We start from the raw sequence: 20,874 nt of genomic DNA, 5'->3' as shown, positions 1-20,874 counted from the left end.
GTCGTCGTACCCAGGAATGTGGCCTCGGCAGCGTTGCAGGCCCGCTGCCGCCCCCGAGCCGCCATGAGGAGTCGCCTGTGCAGGCCTTCGCGGCGCGAAGGTCTGCGCAAGCGATCTCTCACCGGCGGACACGCAGGGTAAGGGCAGGAATGAGTACGTGGTCGAGGATCGTCGCCGAGGCGACCCATCCGCCGCGATTCGGGCCTGGAAGGCCGTCCGCTGCGTCCCCTCGGCGTGCTCCTGTCTCCCGCAGCCTCGAACGGGATGGCTGGAGGTGCCGGCTGGGGAGGGCGGGCGGGACGACAGAAGCCCCGCACCGACCAGGGTGCGGGGCTTCTCCTGCGTCACGGGCCGAAGGGCCTGCGCGACGCGCGCGGGTCGTCAGCCGCAGCGAGCTGCCCGAGGAGCAGGTGCCGCAGCTGCGGGTCTGCCGCTTCAGCGGGAGGTGCTGGTGCCCCCAAGGTCACAAGCACCTTCCGCACAGGACAGCGGCAGATGGTGAACCCGCACCGGCTCAACCTTCATCAGAATAGGTGGACATGTCCTCGATCAGGTAGCGATCCGAGCAGAAACACGGACATGTCCCCCTAATTAGCCGAAGTAGATGAACTTCCGCACAGTAGGGGACATCTGCGCCCTGACGTGCGACGACGTCGGGATCACTGCGAACCGCTCTGCGCCTGCGCCGCGCTCGACGATGCCTGCGGCTCCTGCGCCTCGAAGATCGACACAAGCACCTGGCGAGCCCAGTCGATCACGGCGGCGTCGGTGAGGTCCTTGCCTCCGACGCGCGCCGTCTTGGGCTTGGGGATCAGGACCTGACGGGCACCGGAGGCGTCGGCCCCCGGAACCGGCACGATCTTGGATCCGGGGTGCATGCGCTGCAGGCGCATCTTCTTGGACTCGGGCAGATCGGCAGGGGCGAAGCGGATGCTCGGCCCCTGCACAGCGATGTCCGACAGGCCCACCGAGCGGGCCATCACACGCAGGCGGGCGACCTCGAGCAGCAGCCGAGCCGGCTCCGGAAGCTCGCCGAAGCGGTCCTGCAGCTCGGCCTCGACCTCGCGGATGCCGTCCTCGTCGGAGGCCTGGGCCAGGGTGCGGTAGGCATCCAGGCGCAGGCGCTCCCCCGGGACGTAGTCGTGCGGCAGGTGCGCGTTGACCGGCAGCTCGATCTTCATCTCCGTGGGCGCGGTGTCCTCGTCGCCGCGGAACTCGGAGACGGCCTCGCCGACCAGGCGCAGGTACATGTCGAAGCCCACCCCCTGGATGTGCCCGGACTGCTCGCCGCCCAGCAGGTTGCCGGCCCCGCGGATCTCGAGGTCCTTCTGGGCCAGCTGCAGGCCGGCGCCGAGCTCGTTGTGCGCGGCCGCGGCCTTGAGCCGCTCGAGGGCCGTCTCGGTCAGCGGCTTCTCGACGTCGTAGAGGAAGTAGGCGTAGGCCCGCTCGCGGCCGCGGCCCACGCGCCCGCGCAGCTGGTGCAGCTGCGAGAGCCCGTACTTGTCCGCGCCGTCGACGATCAGGGTGTTCGCATTGGCGATGTCCAGGCCGGTCTCCACGATCGTGGTGGAGACCAGGACGTCGAAGCGCTTCTCGTAGAAGTCCAAGATGATCTGCTCGAGCTCGTTCTCCGACATCTGCCCGTGCGCCACCGCCACGCGGGCCTCCGGGACCAGCTGGGCGATCTCCGAGGCGCGGCGGGTGATCGACGAGACCCGGTTGTGCACGAAGAAGACCTGGCCCTCGCGCATGAGCTCGCGGCGGATCGCGGCGGTGACCTGCCGGTCCGTGTAGGCGCCCACGTACGTCAGCACGGGGTGGCGCTCCTCCGGCGGCGTGGCCAGCGTGGAGGTCTCGCGGATGCCGGTCAGCGACATCTCGAGCGTGCGCGGGATGGGGGTCGCGGACATGGACAGCACATCGACGTCCGTGCGCATGGCCTTGAGCTTCTCCTTGTGCTCCACACCGAAGCGCTGCTCCTCGTCCACGATGATCAGCCCGAGGTCCTTGAACTGGACCTCCTTGCTCAGCAGGCGGTGGGTGCCCACCACCAGGTCCACGGAGCCGTCGCGCAGCCCTGCCAGGACCTCCTTGGACTCCTTGGCGGTCTGGAAGCGGGACAGTCCCGCCACGCGCACGGGGAAGCCCGAGTAGCGCTGGGAGAACGTCTCCACGTGCTGCTGACCCAGCAGCGTGGTGGGCACGAGCACCGCGACCTGCTTGCCGTCCTGGATGGCCTTGAACGCGGCGCGCACCGCGACCTCGGTCTTGCCGTAGCCGACGTCGCCGGAGATCAGGCGGTCCATGGGGACCTCCTTCTCCATGTCGGCCTTGACCTCGTCGATCGTGGTGAGCTGATCCGGGGTCTCGATGTAGGGGAAGGCCTCCTCGAGCTCGCGCTGCCACGGGGTGTCCGGGCCGAAGGCGTGGCCCCTGGTGGCCATGCGCGCCGAGTAGAGGCGGATCAGCTCGGCGGCGATGTCCTTGACCGCCCGCTTGGCCGCGCGCTTCTTGGCATTCCAGTCCGAGCCGCCCATCTTGGACAGCACCGGAGCCTCCCCGCCCTGATAGGTCGAGATCTGGTCCAGCTGGTCCGTGGGCACGAACAGCCGGTCCTTGGGCCCATTGCGCTTGGACGGGGCGTACTCGAGCACCAGGTACTCGCGCTGCGGCTTGGGCTGCCCGGGCTTGGTCACCGCACCGGCGATCGGTCGGGCGATCAGCTCGATGAACTGACCCACGCCGTGCTGCTCGTGGACCACGTAGTCGCCGGGCTGCAGCGCCAGCGGATCCACTGCGTTGCGCCGGCGCCGCTGCGGCAGCGCCGTCTTGGTCTTGGCCGCGTACGACGACGAGCGCCCCAGGACGTCGGCCTCGCTGAGCAGGGCCACGCGCTGGTCGTCGAGCACGAAGCCGGTGGACACGCTGGCCGTGGTCAGCTCGACGACGCCGGCGGTGGGCGCGGCCTCGAGGGACTCGTGGCGAGCGGCGGGGATGTCCGCGCTGCCCATCAGCTCGGACAGACGCTGCAGCGGCCCGGGGCCCTCGGTCACGGCCACGACCTGCCAGCCCTCGCGCACGAGAGCGCCCAGGTGCTCGAGCAGGGCCTCCACGTCGCCGCCGAAGCGACGGGGGGTTCGCCCGGCGACCGTCAGGGTGTCGGCGTCGGTGTCCATGAGTCGCACCAGGGCCTCATCGGTGTCGGCATCGACCTCGGAGAGCTGCGCGCCCACGGTCAGTGCGGTCGTGGACCACCACCCCAGCCCGGCGTCCAGGGCGGTGTCCCGGGACTGGGCCAGCGTGTGGAACGACCCGGAGGCCAGGGTGCGGCCGTCGTCCTCCAGGGACTGAGCCTGGGCCACGTCCAGCGGGGCCTGATCGGTGTCGGCGGCGGACTCCCACGCGGCGGCCAGGAACTCCTCGTTCGTGGCCACCAGGTCCTCGGCGCGGGCGCGGACCTTCTCCGGCTCCTGCACCACCACGATGGAGCCTGCCGGCAGCAGCGAGAGCACGGGCACCATGCGATCGGCCAGCAGCGGGGCCAGCGACTCCATGCCCTCCGAGTAGATGCCGCCGGCGATCCGCTCCAGGATGGCTTCCGCACCGGGCAGGCGATCCTTGAGCCGAGCGGCGCGCGACTGCACCGCAGGGGTGATCAGCAGCTCGCGGCACGGAGGGGCCACGATGCGCTGCGGGTGCTCGCCGCTGCGCAGGGTGCGCTGATCCGCCACCGAGAACCAGCGCAGCTCCTCGATCTCATCGCCGAAGAACTCGACGCGCACCGGATGATCGGCGGTGGGCGGGAAGACATCGATGATCCCGCCGCGCACGGCGAACTCGCCGCGGCGGGAGACCATGTCCGTGCGGGAGTAGGCGGCATCGGCGAGGGCCCGGACGGTGTCGTCGAAGGACTGCTCGGCCCCGCGCTCGAGGATCACCGGCTGCAGGTCCCCCATGCCCTCCACGACCGGCTGCAGCACCGCGCGCACCGGAGCCACGACGACATCCAGCGCCCCCTGCTCCGGGTGAGCGAGGTGGCGCATGACGTCCAGGCGCTGGCCCACGGTGTCCGAGCGCGGCGAGAGCCGCTCGTGCGGCAGCGTCTCCCACGCCGGAAGCGAGGCGACCTGAGCCTGCGGGGCCCAGGCCGGCAGCTGCTGCTCGAGCTCCTCGGCCTCCCGGCCCGTGGCGGTGACCACGAGCAGCACCGGCTGCTGAGCGTCGGAGGCCGGGGCGCTGCGCAGACCCGCCAGCAGCTGGCTGATCAGCACCGGGCGCATGCCATCGGCCACGCTGATCACGGTCTCGGCGGAGCGCTCCGCAGGGCGCACGCCCGCCTGGGCGCGGGCCGTGGCCAGCGAGGGCTCCTGGGCGAGGATGTCGGCGAGGCCGGTGAGGGACATGTGCTGCGAGACTCCTGAAGACGGCATGGCGAAGCGCCCTGCGCTCGCAGCGGGCGGGCCCTCGGGTGAGGAGCCTTGCCCGCTGCCAGCGGCGCGCGACGTGGACGCCGAAGGGGCGGCACATCGACGGGGCTGGACGACCAGGCTACTCCGAGCCGCCGACGCCCATGCGTCGCGCGGCAGCAACCGGGTCAGCCTCCGGTCTCGGGTTCCGGAAGGCCCAGACTGCGACGCAGCGCCGCAGCCGCGCGCTGTCGGCTCGTATCGGCCAGCAGGGCATGATCGGCTTCTCCGAGGAACATGACTCGCAGGCAGAAGCCTCGGCGCCTCAGAGCGCTGACCTGCCGCAGACCGCCCGCCATGTCGAAGGTCTCCCGATCGCCGTCGCCCAGGTGCAGATCCACGGGAGGCATAGTGGAGGAGTCTCGGAACATCTGGCTCACCGACTGGACCTGTCCTGTTCGGGCTGCCGCCTCGAGCAGCCACAGCGGCGCCCGCCTGAGCACCGCGGCGCGCATGACCTTGAGCCGCTCCTTGAGTCGGGCCCGCCGCCCCTCGGGGTCTTGGCTGAGCCGTTCGCGCCCTCCCAGAAGCCGCTGCATGGCTCCATCACGGTAGTAGCGCCAGTAATAGCCGCCCTCAGGACTCCAGGCGATGTTGTTGATGAGGATCACCAGGTCCAGCTCCGCCGCGCACCTCAGCGCCATCCATGCTCCGGAGCACAGCCCGGAGGCGGCCACGGGGCCGTCGACCCGACGGCGCAGCCAGGCTGCCGACCGGTTCACATCCTCCACCGCCTCCTCGGTGTACGGCATCGGCTCGCGGAGGCAGGAGGGGTCCCCCGCCTCGCCGATTCCACGGCGTTCGGCGCGCAGCACCGTCATGCCCTGCCCTGCCAGATCGCGCGCCATGCGGGCCCACAGCCCGGTGGGGCCGTCCATCGGCTCGGCATCGGCGGCGATCAGCAGCAGCCCCGCCGCATGCCCCGGCCGCTCGTCCGCCGGCACGTCCTCCGGCCGCGACGACCGAGCACCAGGCACCGGCCGAGCCAGGACGCCGGGCAGGAGGTGCTCGCCCACAGCGACGAACTCGCTGCGCACGCCGACGAGGCCGCTGCGTGCGGGCGAGTCCCAGTGCCTCGGCCATCGCCGCTCCGGCGCCCCCGCGTCGTCGTCCGGTGCGACGACATCACGCATGCCCTGTGCCGGCATCGCGGCGGCGATGACCTCGTCCACGAGCCCCAGCGGCACTCTGGCATCCCGAGAGGCGACCGCGTACATGCCCTCGGCCTGCGCTCGCTGGTGCTCGCCGGCGCGCACGACGCGCACGTCGCCTCGGCGCTGCAGCACATCGTCGGCCGGAAGCCTCAGCGACTTCAGGGAATCCGCCTGCTCCGGACTCAGGACAAGACCGGGCAGCTCGATCCGCTCCGGGGACTCCGCCGTCTCCAGCGACATCCGGCGCAGTGCACGGTGCTCGCGCACGAAGCGCCGCCCGGACACCGGCTCCCAGGCGACGGTGCGCTCCGCACCGCCGGGCACGTCCACGACGCTCGCGGCCACCGCAGCGCCCAGACGCAGGCCCACGACCGTGACCTCTGCTCCCGGCGCCGCTTCCCGCGCGGCGGCGATCAGCCGCAGCAGATCCGCGCGCCAAGCACTCGCGGGCTCGGACGGCAGCGGCCCCGTCGATTCGCCGATACCGCTCCACGTCGGGCGCAGCACCACCGCCCCGGCCTGCGAGGCCGCCCGGATGGCCAGCACGCGCAGGGTGCGGTAGGAGATCACCTGCTCCCGCCCGATGGGCGGCGCGAGGACGAGGGCCCGGCGCACCGCACCGTCCGATGGACGGTGGACGTGGACCGCAAGCGCCTCGCCGTCCGTGCTCGAGGGCACCCATCGGGCCGTGCCCAGAACCGGATCCGGCCCGGAGTTCTCACGGGCCTTCGGAGAGGGGAGCTCAGCTCGGCGTTCACCCGAGCACTGCGGGGATCCCGCTGGGCGGCGCCCTCTCGACCCGCAGCCGGGCCCTCGAATCGCCTCGACCATGGCTGTTTCTCCCTCTCCCCGTGGCTGCGCGCCTCCGATGCGCGGACCTGCATGCCGCGGCTGCGCCGTCGGTGCTGATGCCCCCGCCGCTCGGGACCGCGTCCCCACGCGCCCCCCAAGGCCGACCCTTCACGGCATGGCTGGCCTCCAGCGTATCTGGGTCGAGCAGCCTTAGTCCCGGCGGCAGCGTCACAGAGGGGACTCACTCAAGCGCCCTCGCGCCGGACAGCAGGAGACAGCTCCGTCTTTTCCCATGTCAGCTCCGCGACGGAACCGCGCGGTTGATACATTGCGCTGAGGACCGTCCGTCGCCCCATAGCCGGATCGGTCCCGCAAGGGGGAATCTCATCGGGCTGATCCGCCGCGGGCATGGGGATGCTGGCGACGGCCGGGACCCGACGCGACGGTGCGCTGCGCGTCCTCGCGCCGACTCGGCACGGCCCCTCATCGGAAGGGTCCGCAACGACCATGACATCTGCATCGAGCACCGCTGAAAGGGCCGACGCCCGCGAGGACGCCGCGTCGGCGACCCTCGACCAGCAGCGCAGCGCACACACACCGGTCCAGGGCAGCCCCGGGGCACGCCGATCCCAGAGGCGTCCCTGCGACGAGGTGGACTGGCTGATCATCCACCAGTTCGATGCGGCCCGGACCTCCCCCGGCGGCATCGACACCGTGATCCGCGGCATCCTGCGCCACCTCGACCCCGCGATCTCGGTGGCGGTCGTGGGCGTGGACACCACTGCGGGCGGGGACCCTGAGCGCATCGGACGGTGGGAGACCCACGACTTCGGCGGGCGCACGATCCGCTTCCTGCCCGTCGTGAGCTTGGACCCGGCGGATCAGGCGCGACGAATGCCCCATACGATCCGGCTCGTGGCCGGGGTGCTGCGCCATCGGAAGGCGCTGCCCCCGGCACGGCGCGTGCAGTGCCACCGGATGGACACGGCCCTGACGCTGTCGACGCTGCTGCGGATCCCGCTGGCCTACGTGATCCACACCCAGGTATCCGGCTCCACCGGGAAGTCCTCCGACTCCTTCTGGCGATTCGCCGGGCAGATCCACCCCCGGCTCGAGGATGTCGTGATCCGCAGGGCCGTGGACGTCCGGGTCTTCAGCCCGGCGCGGCTGGAGGCAGTGCGACGGGTCAACCCGCGCGCCCGCGCGGCGACCACCTGGTGGGACCCCGAGCTGGTCGAGCAGGCCCGCCGTGAGGCGCCCGAGTGCGACCCTCACCGACTCGTGTGGATCGGACGCATCGAGAAGCTCAAGGCACCGGACTTCGCGGTCGAGGCGTTCGCCGAGCTGATCCGCGAGGATCCGCAGACGCCGTGGTCCCTGCACTTCTACGGGCCCGGGACGGAGAGCGAGGCCCTGGCACGACAGGTCCAGGGCCTGCCGCCGGAGGTCGCCGGGCGGATCACGATCCACGGGCGGGTCGAGCCGCAGGAGGTCGCGCGGGTCCAGGCCTCGTCGGGCGCGTTCCTCATGACCACCTACGCAGGGTACGAGGGCTTCCCCACGGTGATCGTCGAATCACTGGCGGCCGGGCTGCCCGTGATCTCCACGGAGGGGGCCGACCCCGCAGGGCTCGTGCAAGACGGGCGCACGGGGTTCACGTCACCGCGCGATCCCCGTGAGTTCGCCGCGCGGATCCGCGACTGCGTCGAGCTGGACCGCGACCGTCTGCGCACGGCCGTCGCCCCGCTGTCGGCCCCAGCCGTCGTCGAGCGGCTCATGCAGCGCCCGGAGCCGCTCGAACCGTCGTTCCGCCCGAGCTTCCAGGTGCTGGGAGATCGCCTTGTGCTGGATGGCATGGAGTTCATGGTCGGCACCGACGGCCAGGTCGACGACGAGCTGGACCGCCTGGCGCACACCGACCGCCCCGAACTGGTGGTCACCGCCAACGTGGATCATGTCCTGACGCTGCGCACGTCATCGGCGCTGCTGGCCGCCTACCGCACGGCCTCCATGCGCCTGGTGGACGGCATGCCGCTCGTGGGACTGGCCCGGCTGCTGGGCCTGACCCAGGCCGAGCGCCATACCGGAGCGGATCTGATGCCCCACACGGCGGCTGTGAGCGCAGCCCGGGGATGGCGCATCGTGATCACCGGGGGCGCCGACGATGTCGCCGCCGCGGCGGTCGAGCGGCTGCGCCGAGAGCACCCGGGAGCCGACCTGCACCACGTTCCCTTCCCGTATATGCGAGGCGTCAACGACCCGCTCTCGCAAGAGGTCATCGACCGACTGGCACAGCTGGATCCCGCACTGGTCTTCCTGTGCCTGGGCTCGCCCAAACAGGAGGCCTGGTTCGAGCACTGGCGCCGGCAACTGCCTCCGGCGGTGTACGTGGGAGCAGGAGCCGCCGTGGACTTCGCCGCAGGCACCCGCAGTCGCGCCCCTCGGGCCCTGCAGCTGATCGGCGGCGAGTGGACCTGGCGTCTGGTGCAGGAGCCTCGGCGCATGGCCTCGCGCTACCTGGGGCGCGGCCCGCGCTTCCTGGGCGTCATCGCCCGCTCCGTGCTCAGCGAGCGGCGACGCCTGCGCCGCTGACGGCGCCGTCGTCCTGCCCGACATAGGCGAGGGGCCCGCCGCGTGCTCGGGCGGCCGTCCGCTGCCGCCCGAGCTTCGTGACGCGCTCAACGCCCCATCGCCGGGTCGTAGTCGACCATCGAGTCGGTCTGGTCCTGGCGCCGACGCAGGAGCTGCATACCGCCGGGCAGGCGGGCGATGCGGGCCTTGACGGCCACGCGCTTCTGCGCGGGCATGAGCTCGGCGGACAGCAGCAGCTTCTGCTTGGCCTCCTCGAGCCGTCCTGCCCGCAGGGCCTCGTTGGACTGCCGGATCAGGCGCTGCGGGGACCCCGACTCCAGCCGGTGCTCCACGAAGTCCACCTCGGCCGGGGTCATCTCCTCGCGGAACTGCTGGAGCAGCAGCTGCAGGGCCCGGTCCTCGCCGCGGCCCATGTGCTCGACCTCGGAGGTCAGCGACCCCGGTGACCACCACACGAGCCACAGGACCTCCTCGAGGCGGTGGAAGCGCCACCCCGAGTACACCGCCCGCAGCCATAGCTCCCAGTCCTCGGCGTGGCCCTGGGACTCGTCGAACATCCCCACCTCGGCGAAGAACTCGCGGGGGAACAGCGAGGCCAGGCACCCGATGTTGTACTGCAGGATGACCTGCCTCTGCTGCCCCGGTGCCGGCATGGGCTCGCGCTGCATGGGACGGCGGGTGTCCAGCGCTCCTCCGGTGACATCTGCTCCCTGCGGTCCCACGAGGACACGGCCTCCGCCGAGGCGCTCGCGCTCTGCCATCAGACGGGAGATCGCACCGGGCAGGAAGGCGTCGTCGGCATCGAGGAACGTGATGATCTCGCCGCTGGCCATCCCGATCCCGCGGTTTCGGGCGGCGGCCACTCCGGAGTTGGCCTGGGACTCCACGACGACGCGGCGCCCCGGCACCTCCATCTCGGCGTAGACGCGGGCCAGCTGCGCGGTGCGGTCCCGGGAGCCGTCGTCGATCACGATGATCTCGAGGTTCGGCCAGGTCTGGCGCATCAGCGAGCTCAGCGCCTCCCCGAGGAAGCGCTCGGCTCCATAGGCAGCGATGATCACGCTCACCAGCGCGGCGTCCTGCGTCTGGTCCGGCACGGCCGTCAGGTGCCTGCCGCTGTCCTCTGTCGTGCTCACGTGCTGTGCTCCCCCTCGATTCGGTGCGCGCCCTGGGCCCTCGTCATCCGGGGCAGGACCGCCCCTGAGCCTGGCACTGCAGCGCCGGATTCGGAAGGTCCCGGATGTTGCAGTGCATGAGAATCCCAGCCGCTGTCCCCACATGCGCATACGGAGCCAGGCCGCCATCTCGAATCGACGCCGACGTCAGCGCGGCCTGCGTCCACACAACTGTGCCGGGGAAGCAGAGCGCTGCCTCCTCTGTGTCGCCGCCGCCGAGTGCACCACGCGGTATCGTCGGGCTCCGATGCGCCGGGGCCGCAGATGCGGCTCCCCCGACCGGCAGCCTCCGCAGCCCAGAGTCCGGCCGGGACGCGCCGACGGGGCTCGTCGCGCGGCGCAGGACTGTGCATCATCCGGGGTGGGGACCCCGGAGTCGCTTCGAGGGGAGAACCGCCGTGACTCTTGCACGCTATCTGAAGGCTCTGGCCCGTCTGTGGTGGATCGTCGTGGTGGCCGCCGTGATCGGCATCTGCCTGGGCCTCGGCTCGAGCATGATCATGCCGAAGTCGTACGAGGCCCAGACCACGATCTTCGTCAACGTCTCCGAGTCGGCCACCGTCCAGGATCTGCAGATGGGCGAGCAGTTCGCACAGTCCCGGGCCGCCTCCTACGCAGCGATCGGCTCCTCCTCCGAGGTGATCGATCCCGTCTCCGAGCAGCTGGGCGAGGACGTCTCGAATGCCGTCACCGTCACCAACGCACCGAACACCGCCACCCTGAGCGTCAGCGCCTCCGACGGCGATCCCGAGCAGGCCGCTGCCATCGCCCAGGGCGTCTCCGAGTCCCTGGTCGAGCAGGCCGCCATCCTGGAGGGCTCTGCCGACCCGGCCGAGTCCCCGGTGCAGCTGAACATCGTCGACGAGGCGCAGGTGCCCTCCGGCCCGGCCGCCCCGTCGTCGTCCATGAACGTGCTCGTGGGAGCGGTCGTGGGCGTGGTGATCGGGCTGCTGATCGTCCTGGCACGAGCAGGTTCGCAGACCCGCAGGCGGGACGCATGAGCCGCCGCGACCGGTCCTCGCGCGGGGTGCGCGTCATCGTGGTGTGCCCGACCGAGTACGGCGGGCAGATCGAGCACGCCGCCGATCTCGCCATGGGACTTGCCGCGGACCCCCGCACCGAGCGCGTGGTCCTGGTCTCCCGCAGGGGGGCCGACGCCTATCTGGGCCGCCCGCAGGTCGACGGACTGAGCATCGTGGAGACCATTCCGCCTCGGCGCACCGGCACGGGGCTGCTGACCCGTGGCCTGCAGGTCGTGGACCTGGTGCGCGAGCACCTGCAGATCCGCCGCCTGGCCGCCCAGGCGGGCCCTGGCACCGTGCTGGCGCTGGACTCGTCCAAGTACCCCTTCCCGTCCGTGCTCACGCCGCTGCCGGGGCAGACCGCGGTCCTGTTCCTGCACAACGTCCGTCCGCACCACGACGACGCCGAGTCCTCCCTCCGGCTGCGCCTGCTGCGCCGCCTCGAGCTCGGCGCCGCCACCGGCTGCGATCGAGTCGTCGTGCACGGCAGGGACCAGCAGGTCACCGCGTACGAGAACCTGGGGCGGATCCGCGGCGACCTGGTGGCCGTGGCTCTGCCCACCAGCTCCCGGATCGATGAGGCGGCCACCGCCGAGTCCGTGCCCGTGTCGCTGGACGACGACGGCGACACCGCCCCCGCCCGGCTCGAGATCCCTGCCCGCCCCTACGCCCTGGTCCTGGGCGAGCTGCGAGCCAACAAGGGCATCGAGCTCGCGATCGACGCCGCCGGCCAGGCGGGGGTGCCGCTGCTCGTGGCCGGGCGCGCCGAGAGCCCCGAGCTCGCCTCGACCCTGCGCGAGCGAGCCCGCCATGCCGGCACCGTCATGCTGGAGGATCGGTTCCTGGAGCGCGGCGAGTTCCAGCGGATCCTCGAGGGCGCTGCCGTGGTGGTGCTCCCCTACACCCACTTCGACGCCCAGTCCGGGATCCTCGCCAAGGCCATCGCGGCCGGTCTGCCCATCGTCGCCTCGGATCTGGACTCGCTGCGCGAGCAGAACGGCGAGCACCGGCCTGCGCGCTTCGCGGACATCCACGACCGCGCAGCCTTCGCCGCCGCCCTGCGCCAGGGCTACGACCGGGCCGTGGCCGCCGGGCCGCGCTCCGGTCCCGGCGGAACGTCCCATGCGGATTGGGATCCGTCCGTGGACGCCGTGCTGAGCGCTTCCGCGCGCGGCTGAGGCACCGACGAGGATCCGCGGCTCAGTCGCCGGAGGCGCCGCCCGGATGAGGACCTGGACAAGGAAGGAGCAGGAAGCATGACGGAGATCTCCACGCTGCGACCGGCTCGCCACACAGCCCTGCCCGAGGGCCGGCTCCCCGAGACGGGGACGCGTCTGGATCGAGCGCTGTCCGGGCTGCTCATCGTGCTCTCCGCCTTCCCCTACGCAGGGATCGCAGTCGGCGGAGACACCAACATCCCCATGTCCTCGGTGGTCGCCGGGATCCTGGTGCTGCGGGCCATGCGCTACCTGCCGCTGCTCGTGATCGCGGTGCTGCTGGCAGCCGTGCCGTTCTTCTCGGCGTTCATCCGCCTGTTCCTCACCCCGCAGCCCCTGCAGCTGATCCCCACGATCACCTGGGTGGCAGCGACCCTGGCGCTTCCAGGGGCCGCCGCTGCCGTGATCTTCCTGCGCCGGCGCGCGATCGCATGGCTGTCCTGGACGCTGATCGGCTCCGCCGGCTACGCGGTGATCCAGAAGCACATCTTCATCGACATCCTGAACGTCGTGCCGCTGCCGTGGCTCTACACCCTCCCCGGATACGCCAACCTCCTGCCCTTCCGCGAGACGTTCCTGACCTACATCCGCCGCCCGTTCGGCTTCTTTCCGGAGACGTCGTTCATGGTGGGCACCGTGACGCTGATGGCCATGGTGCTGATCGTGCTGATGCGCCACTACGCAGTGGTCCCCGACTGGCGGGACTGGGCCGCCGTGGCTCTGGCCGTCTGGGCGGCCGCGGTGTCGGGGTCCGGCTCGGCGATCGTGGTCGTGGCCGCGGTGGCCATGGCGATCATCCTGCCGGTGGCTATGCGGCAGGCGTGGCTGGCCCTCCTGGGCGTCCCCGCCGCAGCGCTGGGTGCGGCGCTCGTGGCCGTGAGCGTGCTGCAGGAGCGCTCGGAGAGCTTCAACTGGTCCTGGGCAGATCGCGGCAGCTCGATCCTGGCGGTCGTGAAGCGGCTGCTCGAGGACCCCGTCGCCTTCTGGGGCGGTCTGGGCCGAGGCAGGGTGAACGAGGAGTTCGTCAGCGGGCGGATGCCCATCGAGACCTTCCAGCACTACAACCCGATCGTGGACATCTTCTCGGTGCTCGGGCGGATCATCGCCGAGAACGGGATGCTGGTCGGCGGCACGGTGGTGGCATGCATGGCGCTTCTCATCGTGCGCTCCGGGGGTCGGGTGCCTCCGCTGATCGGCGTGCTGCATCTGCTCACCTGGGTCGTGATCGCAGGAGCCACCATCAGCTACGACAACGCCTTCTGGCTGTGGGGAGGAGCCGGCGCGGCGCTGGGCCTGGAGCTGACCCGCAGGTGGCCCGAGGCCCCTGTGCCCGAGCACCGCCGGATCCGCTCGACGGCCGAGATCGAGGCGCAGTTCGACCGCCGACAGGCACAGATCGACGGGGACGCCTCCTTCCGGCCTGCAGCCGCGGCGACCAACCCGGACAGTGACAGCGCGGCAGAGCTCCCCTGGGGGCGCTGACCCGCCGCGCAGGGGACTCCGGTCCACCTAGACACGCACGAGGACAGGCACGAGAATGCGCATTCTGCACGTGGTCAACGACGCCGACACCGGCGGAGCCCAGACGCTCATTGAGGCCCTGGCCCGACGTCGCGCCCCGGAGGACGAGGTCCACATCCTGGTGCTGCTGGGCCGGGGCGGGCTCAGCGACAGGCTCGAGGACGCCGCCTCCACCGTCGAGTACGTGAGGATGTCCAAGCGCGAGGTCCTCCCGGTGCGTGCCACGGCCCACCTGCTGCGGATGGTCCGGCGCCTGCGGATCGACGTGGTGCACTCCCACCTGCATCAGTCCGATCTGGTCAACGCCATGACGCCGCATGGGCGTCCGCGGCTGTCCACGCAGCACGCCAGCGAGGACGCCTCCTCCTCCGCGACGGCCCGCCTGGCCTGGAGCGCTGCCGCCAAAGCGGCCTTCCGCATGGACTCCATGGTCGCCTGCGCACCTTCGGCGCGGAACATCGCCGCCGAGTTCGGCTACACCTTCCCGGCCCAGTCCATGCCGGTGATCGTCAACGGCACCACCACGACGACGCAGCCGGCTCCCGATCCGGGAGGCCAGCAGCTGCTGCATCTGGCGCGCTTCGCCCCGCCCAAGGACCATCGCAATCTGCTCGAGGCCATGGCCCTGGTGCACGAGCGCCACCCCGAGGCGAGGCTGCGCTGCGCCGGCAACGGCGTGGACGAGTCGAACGACCAGCTCAGCGGCTGGCGCGGCGAGCTCGGCCTGGACGGCGTGGTGGAGTTCGCCGGCACGATCTCGGATGTGCGCGCCCAGCTGCGAGAGGCGGCTGCCCTGGTCTTCGCCAGCTACAACGAGGCGCTGCCCATGGCCGGGATCGAGGCGCTGAGCGAGGGGCTGCCCGTCGTCACCACGACGGCAGGCGACGCCGCGTTCCTGGCCGTGGACGAGCACCTGGTATGCCCGCCGCGCGATCCCCGGGCCCTGGCCGAGAGCATCTGCTGGATGCTCGAGCGGACCCCGCAGCAGCGCGAGCAGCTGCGGCGCGCGGCCTGGCAGCTGTGCGGCAGCCGCTTCGACATCGACCGCTCGGCCGCCCGCTACCAGACGATCTACCGCGATCTGATCGGCTCCGCCGGCTGAGCCCGAGCCCGGGGCCTATCCGGCGGCTGCAGCGTGGGAGTCCTCGGAGGCCGGCTCCGCGCTCTGCGCCGCCTCGGCCACGAGCTCGCCGTCGTGACGCACTGTGCGCATCATGCGCACGGCCATCACGGCCAGACCCGCACCGACCAGCAGGATCGTGGGCCAGGTGGGGAGGAAGTGGGCGATCAGCAGCGCCACGCCCCCGTAGGCGATCACGCCGGCCAGCATCCCGGACCAGCGCTTCGCGTCCTGGCGGTCCACCCGGTACGGAAGGTCCCGGTCCGCTCCCCGCAGCTGGAAGCCGCTGAGCAGCAGGGACGGGGCGACCGTGCCCAGGATGACCCATTCGATGTCCCCGGTCCTCGTGGCGAACCACACCGCGGGCAGGGTCAGCACCAGGATCGCCAGGTTGATCAGCGAGGCTCGAAGCGCTGAGCCGCGCAGCGTCATGACCAGGCTGGCCGGCTGGTTGAGCGCCTCCGCGATCAGGCCGATCGTCAGGGTGGCCAGGCCCATGGCGGCGAAGGCGAAGTCGTCGCCCATCCAGGCCGTCATCAGCTCGGTGGGGATCGTCAGCAGCGCCACACCCATGAGCATGCCGATGCCGAGAGTGAGGGTCGTGCAGCTCTTGAGCACCGTGGAGGCCCTCTGCCCCTCGGTGACGCGCAGGGGGTAGCCGTAGGGCATGGCGATCCAGGAGACGATGAGGCGGCAGCTCTGATAGACGCGCATCAGGGCGCCGAAGGCGGTGGCGGCGGCCAGGCCGAGCGTGGGGCCGACGATGAACAGCGGCAGCTGATAGACGCCCAGCAGCGCCAGGGAGCCGATGGACATGACGGAGGACAGCCGCAGCAGCGGAGCGCCGTGATCGGCCCAGAGCCCTCGGTCGAGCACCGGTGCCCGGAAGCGGCGCCACACGGCCCAGAGGCACACGATCGGCGGCAGCATGAGCGAGGCGCACTCGACGACCACGATGCCCAGCAGCCCCGCATCCGTGAACAGCACCGCCAGATAGCCCAGCGCTCGCAGGATGATCGACACCACGGCTGCCTTGCGCTCGATATCCGGGCGGTTGAGTCCCCACAGCACCGAGTTGAGCCCTCGTCCGACCATCGAGACGAACAGCGTGCAGCCGGCCAGGACCGTCATGGGAATGATGGCGTGCTGGTCCTGCGGCGATACGTCCACAGCGCGGAGGTAGAGGGGGAAGCCGGCCAGATAGCCGGCAGTGAGCACCGCGCCCAGCAGCACGAAGACCAGCACGGCCGCGGTGACGAAGCGACGGCGCTCATACGGCGCGCTGGGACCTTCGGCGATGCCGGTCAGTGTGCGCACGATGCCGGAGCCGAGTCCGAAGTCGGTCATGGTGAGCATCTGGATGGCCCCGATGGCCAGGACCCACAGCCCGTAGGACGGGGCCCCCACGATGCTCACGGCCAGCGGATAGAGCAGCAGGAGCCCGAAGATCGAGGTGAACCCGGACAGGTAGTTCCACAGGATGTTCTGTCCCAGCCGCTCGGAGCCCGTGTCCGCCGAGGTGTCGTCGACGTCGTCGGCGCCCTCGGGATCGGGGTGCCCGGCGGCTCCACTGCCGTCAGCGACGTGCTCCTCGGCATCGTCCGCGCCGCTGACCCCGCCCCCGAGCGGCACCAGCGGGTCCTGCTCCTCCGGGTCTATGGCCTCCTCGATCGATGCGGAGGATGCCTCCGCGCTGCCCTGCGCGCGGGCAGCGCGTCGCCGACGGCGCAGGGGTCCTGAGACGGGGCCCTCGAGTCGGTGCTTGGCCATGCGGACGGTCCTCCTGGACGGGATGCGGACCATACGGTCCTCACGTGCGCGGGGCGAGACGGTGCTCCTTCGATCGCGGCAGGGTCCCCCGAAGGCCCTGCCGCCGGAGCGGACGGTGCGGAAAGCGCAGGCGGCCACATCCTCGGACGGGGCCCGATGCGCGCTGGCGCGGCGGGCGGGGCGTCGCAGGCTGCTGTCCGGCCGCTCTCCCTCAGGAAGTGCCCTGGGCATCCCCCGATGCCGTCGCACGGCCGCGATCCCCATCGCGGTCCTTCGGTGCGAGCATGTCCCGGAGCATGGTACGCACCTCCCGACGCCCGGCGGCTGCAAGCAGGGCGTGGTCCAGTGAGGGGACATCGTGCACCCGCACGCGGCGTCCGAGCCTGCGCGCCATGCGAAGCCCCCAGTCACCGCGGTTGTCGTGGAACTCGGCCATGTCCTCCGCGCCCAGGAGGAGATCGATCTCACGCACCCCGCCGGGCAGGGTGAGCATGCTCGAGACCGACCCGCTGAGCCCGAGCATGGCCAGCAGGTGCCGCACCGGCCCCGGCGCCCGCCTTTCGACGACATCGCGCAGGCCGCTCAGGCGGCTCTTGGCCGCGCGCTGCACTCGCACCGCCGCCGACGGCGAGGCCGCCTCGGTCCGAGCATCGCGAGCCAGGGCCTCGGTGAAGCTGCGTGGGGCTCCCTCCCAGCTTCCGCGCTCGGAGTAGATGAGCTCGTAGTAGCCGGTGCCCGGACGCCAGGCCACATTGTTCACCGCGATCACCCGCTCAGTCACCGAGGAGTCCGCGGCGCGCAGCGCCAGCCAGGAGCCCACGCACAGCCCCACGGCCGTCACCGGCAGGCCGGTCGTCTCATGCAGCCAGTGCGCGTCCGAGCGAACGGCCCGGATGACGTCCTGGTCATAGGGCATCGGGCTGGTCTCCAGGCGCGGGTCCGTCAGCACGCCGGACCCGGGACGCTCGGCGCGCAGGACGGTGAGCCCGGCACCCGCCAGATCGCGCGCAGTGCTCGCCCACAGACCAGTTGGCCCGTCGGCAGGCTCAGCGGAGGCCGCGATGAACTGCACCGCCGTCGAGGCAGCCGCGACCGGCGCCTGGGCGTGGTCGGAGTCGAGATCCCTCTGCTGCGCCGAAGTCTGCGCAGCCTCCGGCAGCGCCGTGCTCAGCACCGCGGGCCGGCCGTCAGCGACCCGCACGAATCGCTCGAGCACGCGCACCGAGCTGTCTGCGTTATGCGCCCTCGGCACGACAGCCGCCGACAGCGGCTCGAGATCCACCCGGCACCTGGCCGGTGGACGACCTGCGGCTTCGGCGAGCTGGTCGACGATCTCGCCGATCGCCGCACGCGGCACCCGCGCGAACTCCGAGCCCACGCCCCACAGCATCTCGGCGGCCGCGCGGTCCTCCTCCACGCGCAGGCTCCAGTCCGCAGAGGGCAGCGGCGTGCGCACAGGATCCGGGATCGTGCGCAGGCTGGCGGCCTGGCCCGCGCTCCACAGGCCCCCCGTCACCTCGACGCCGTCGCTCACCGGCTCGCGCGGCACGCTGACCCGGCGCAGAGCCACATCGCGGCGCAGCTGGGCTCGACCGCCCAGCGGCTCCCAGAGCACGGCCGTCCGCAGCTCGGGAACCTCCGCAGGGAGATCCTCTGCACAGGCATCGAGAAGCACCGCGGCCCCGAGGCGCAGGCCGACGGCGTGCAGAGGAAGCTGTGGCGCCCGGCGGCGCAGATCGCGCAGCGCACTGCGCACGTCGGCCGTCCAGGCCGCACGGACGTCGTCGCCGTCAAGGTCATGGGAGTCTCCGGAACCGCGCAGGCTCAGCCGCATCACCAGCAGTCCCCGGGCCGCCAGCTGCGAGCTGAGCACGACGAGCCCGGCGGTGCTCACGGCCTGCTCGCGTCCCACCGGGGCGACGATCAGCACAGCCCCGCAGGCCTCGGCGTCGGCGGGGCCCTCCATGGCGGCGGCTGCCGCGGGGCCCTCGACGACAGCACCGGTCTGATCGGGCAGAGACGGCCCGGACGCAGCCGCAGGGGCCGAGGCAACGGAGGACACGGGGATCCAGGTCTGCTCGAGGCGCGTCGCGTCACGGCCGCCCGTGTCTGCCGATCGGCTGTCAGTCTCCTGCCTCTGGCCGGCCCGGCTCGACATGCCCCTGGGCAGAGTCATGAAGCACGCACCGCCCCTCCGGACACCGCCGCCTCCGCGATGGGAAGGCTCTCACGCAGCACCTCGGTGAGCTGGCGACGAGCGCAGCTGGTGAGCAGGGAGTGGTCCATGTGCGGCAGGCGCACCTCGCGGATGGCCCGCCCCCGACGCGCCAGCTGCGCGACCGCTCGATCGGCGCGGGTCTGCTCCCAGCGCTCGAGGTCCTCGGGGCCGTTGACCACGACCACGGGCTGGCGCGCGGACATGGGCTCCAGAACGGATTCGGGTCCGCTGATGCGCCCCGAGCGGTTCAGCCGCAGCCACAGCGGATAAGGCATCTCGAAGCGCATCCAGCGCACGATCTCGGGGCGTACCTCGGCCCTGAGCCCGCGCAGATCGCGGTCTCGGAGTCGACGCGCGGCGATGCCGACCAGGGCCCGCAGCGGGCATGGGGTCTGCGCCTCGGGCTCGGCGGAAGGGCTCGAGGGCTCGTCCTCGTTCAGCCCCAGGTAGGCGCTGCGGGCCTGGGCCCGCTCGGCGGGAGGCGCATCGGCGTCGTACACCTCGCGGAATCCCGCCCACCACTCGGGGTCCATCTTCCACTCGGCGTGCCCGATCAGCACCATCGACTCAGCGCTCACGGGATGTCCGTGCAGCTCCCCCAGACAGGCGGCCCAGGCCGAGGCGCAGTGCAGCCCGGCATGGACCTGCGGGCAGCCGTGCCCCCGCAGCCAGTCGATCATGTCCTGCATCCCGATGGCCGAGCGCAGCGTGTACGGATTCGAGGCGCGCACGTCATCCACCGGCGTGGAGTCCGCCACGAGCGGGCGGTCGCAGCGCAGGACCACGAGACCGTCGGCGGCCAGCTCTCGTGCCGTCTGGGGCCATTCTCCGCCCCCGGCTCGGCCGTCGGGACCTCCGCCGGAGACGATCAGCCCCGGAGCCGACCACCGCAGGTCCTCGGCGCGCATGTCGTCCTGCACCTGCGAGGGGACGGCCGGGCTCCTGCGCCCGCGAGCGGCATCGGAGGGGTGAGAGCTGAGACTGCCCTCGGCCCAGGTGACGATGCCCGTACGAGGCTCCGGACCCACGTGCACGATGCGCTCGTGGAGCCGCACACCGCCTCCGTCCATCCACTCGTTCTGCAGCGCTGCGGCATGAGGAAACGCTCCTTGCTGCGCAGCGCTGTCGGGAAGCGCGTCCATGATCCGGGCGAAGACATCATCGTGCAGCCGGGTGTCGAACGGCTCGACGCCGTACATGGCCTTGGCCCGCCTGCGGTCCTTCTCCTTGATCTCGACCACGCTCGGCCCGGACGGAGCGGGCAGCGCTGCGAGACTGTCTGCCTGAGCAGAGGTGAGGACCAGGCCCATCAGATCGACCTCGCCGTCGCGCTGCGGGGTGGCGGCGGCGATGGCGGTGCGCAGCCGCGCCCACTGCCGCACCATGGCGCCGCCGGAGACGGGCTCCCAGGCCACGAGCGTCTCGAACTCCTCGCGCATCGCGGCGAGCACGGCGGCGCCCACGCGGTAGCCGATGCCGTGCAGCGGCGCCTCCGGCAGCGCGCACAACTGGCGGACATGCTCGACGACCGTGCGGACGTCGTCCTGCCATCGGCCGACCAGGTCGGGATCGCCCCACAGCGGCTGCGAATCGGAGGTGCCGCGCCAGAAGAAGCGCACGGCGGTGTAGCCGTGCCGTGCGAGCAGGATCGCCAGGCGACGCACGGCCAGCATGGACAGCGCCTGCTCGCGCCCGGCCGGGGCCGCGAGCACCACGATGCCTCGGCTCGTGCCGTCCTCGGGCGTATGGATCCACGTGAGCACGGCCTCACGGCCTGTTCCCGCCCATGTGGGCTGACCTTCGATCATCTCTCCCCCAAATCTCTCG

The 20,874-nt window shown here is 71.7% G+C and carries 11 protein-coding genes; 5 read left to right on the top strand and 6 right to left on the bottom strand.

From position 1 onward, the window contains the following. Positions 1-659: 659 nt before the first annotated feature. Both mfd and M3E84_RS07520 read right to left on the bottom strand, forming a co-directional pair. A complete protein-coding gene (gene mfd / locus M3E84_RS07525; RefSeq protein ID WP_259895595.1) occupies positions 660-4,403 on the bottom strand; it encodes a transcription-repair coupling factor in 3,744 nt (1,247 codons plus the stop codon). Between the two features lie 191 nt (positions 4,404-4,594). After that, positions 4,595-6,298, bottom strand: a complete 1,704-nt coding sequence (locus M3E84_RS07520; RefSeq protein WP_259895594.1) for a hypothetical protein — start codon at positions 6,296-6,298, stop codon at positions 4,595-4,597. A 621-nt stretch (positions 6,299-6,919) separates the two neighbouring features. Here M3E84_RS07520 and M3E84_RS07515 point away from each other — a divergent pair. After that, the gene (locus M3E84_RS07515; protein ID WP_259895593.1) at positions 6,920-9,004 is read left to right on the top strand and encodes a WecB/TagA/CpsF family glycosyltransferase; all 2,085 of its coding nucleotides are present in this window, start codon (positions 6,920-6,922) and stop codon (positions 9,002-9,004) included. Between the two features lie 86 nt (positions 9,005-9,090). On the opposite strand, the gene M3E84_RS07510 is transcribed toward M3E84_RS07515, so the two are convergent. Then, positions 9,091-10,140 (bottom strand): glycosyltransferase family A protein, encoded by a 1,050-nt coding sequence (locus M3E84_RS07510; protein ID WP_259895592.1) that lies wholly within the window; start codon positions 10,138-10,140, stop codon positions 9,091-9,093. 437 nt (positions 10,141-10,577) lie between these two features. Between M3E84_RS07510 and M3E84_RS07505 the strand changes: the two genes are divergently transcribed. From M3E84_RS07505 to M3E84_RS07490, 4 genes are all read left to right on the top strand, one after another. Next, positions 10,578-11,180 carry a YveK family protein gene (locus M3E84_RS07505; RefSeq protein ID WP_259895591.1) on the top strand — a complete coding sequence of 201 codons (603 nt, stop codon included), beginning with the start codon at positions 10,578-10,580 and terminating at the stop codon, positions 11,178-11,180. Beyond that, positions 11,177-12,379, top strand: coding sequence for a glycosyltransferase (locus tag M3E84_RS07500; protein ID WP_259895590.1), 1,203 nt, complete (start codon positions 11,177-11,179; stop codon positions 12,377-12,379). Before M3E84_RS07505 ends, M3E84_RS07500 begins: the two co-directional genes overlap by 4 nt. Before the next feature lie 78 nt (positions 12,380-12,457). After that, on the top strand, positions 12,458-13,900 hold the full coding sequence (locus M3E84_RS07495) for a hypothetical protein (protein ID WP_259895589.1): 1,443 nt from the start codon (positions 12,458-12,460) through the stop codon (positions 13,898-13,900). 55 nt (positions 13,901-13,955) lie between these two features. Then, a complete protein-coding gene (locus tag M3E84_RS07490) occupies positions 13,956-15,041 on the top strand; it encodes a glycosyltransferase (protein ID WP_259895588.1) in 1,086 nt (361 codons plus the stop codon). Between the two features lie 15 nt (positions 15,042-15,056). On the opposite strand, the gene M3E84_RS07485 is transcribed toward M3E84_RS07490, so the two are convergent. The 3 genes from M3E84_RS07485 to M3E84_RS07475 form a co-directional block, all read right to left on the bottom strand. After that, positions 15,057-16,829 (bottom strand): lipopolysaccharide biosynthesis protein, encoded by a 1,773-nt coding sequence (locus M3E84_RS07485; RefSeq protein WP_259895587.1) that lies wholly within the window; start codon positions 16,827-16,829, stop codon positions 15,057-15,059. A gap of 211 nt (positions 16,830-17,040) precedes the next feature. After that, complete coding sequence (locus M3E84_RS07480; protein WP_259895586.1) at positions 17,041-18,891, bottom strand: hypothetical protein; 1,851 nt, start codon at positions 18,889-18,891, stop codon at positions 17,041-17,043. Positions 18,892-19,001: 110 nt separating this feature from the next. Beyond that, entirely contained in the window at positions 19,002-20,855 is a 1,854-nt protein-coding gene (locus M3E84_RS07475) for a hypothetical protein (protein ID WP_259895585.1), read from the bottom strand. Between the last annotated feature and the right edge of the window lie 19 nt (positions 20,856-20,874).

Origin of the sequence: Kocuria sp. p3-SID1428, from assembly GCF_025149945.1 — a bacterium.
Lineage (GTDB): Bacteria > Actinomycetota > Actinomycetes > Actinomycetales > Micrococcaceae > Kocuria.
The sequence above is the reverse complement of the archived record's forward strand: the minus strand, read 5'-3'. Positions and strand labels throughout refer to the sequence as shown.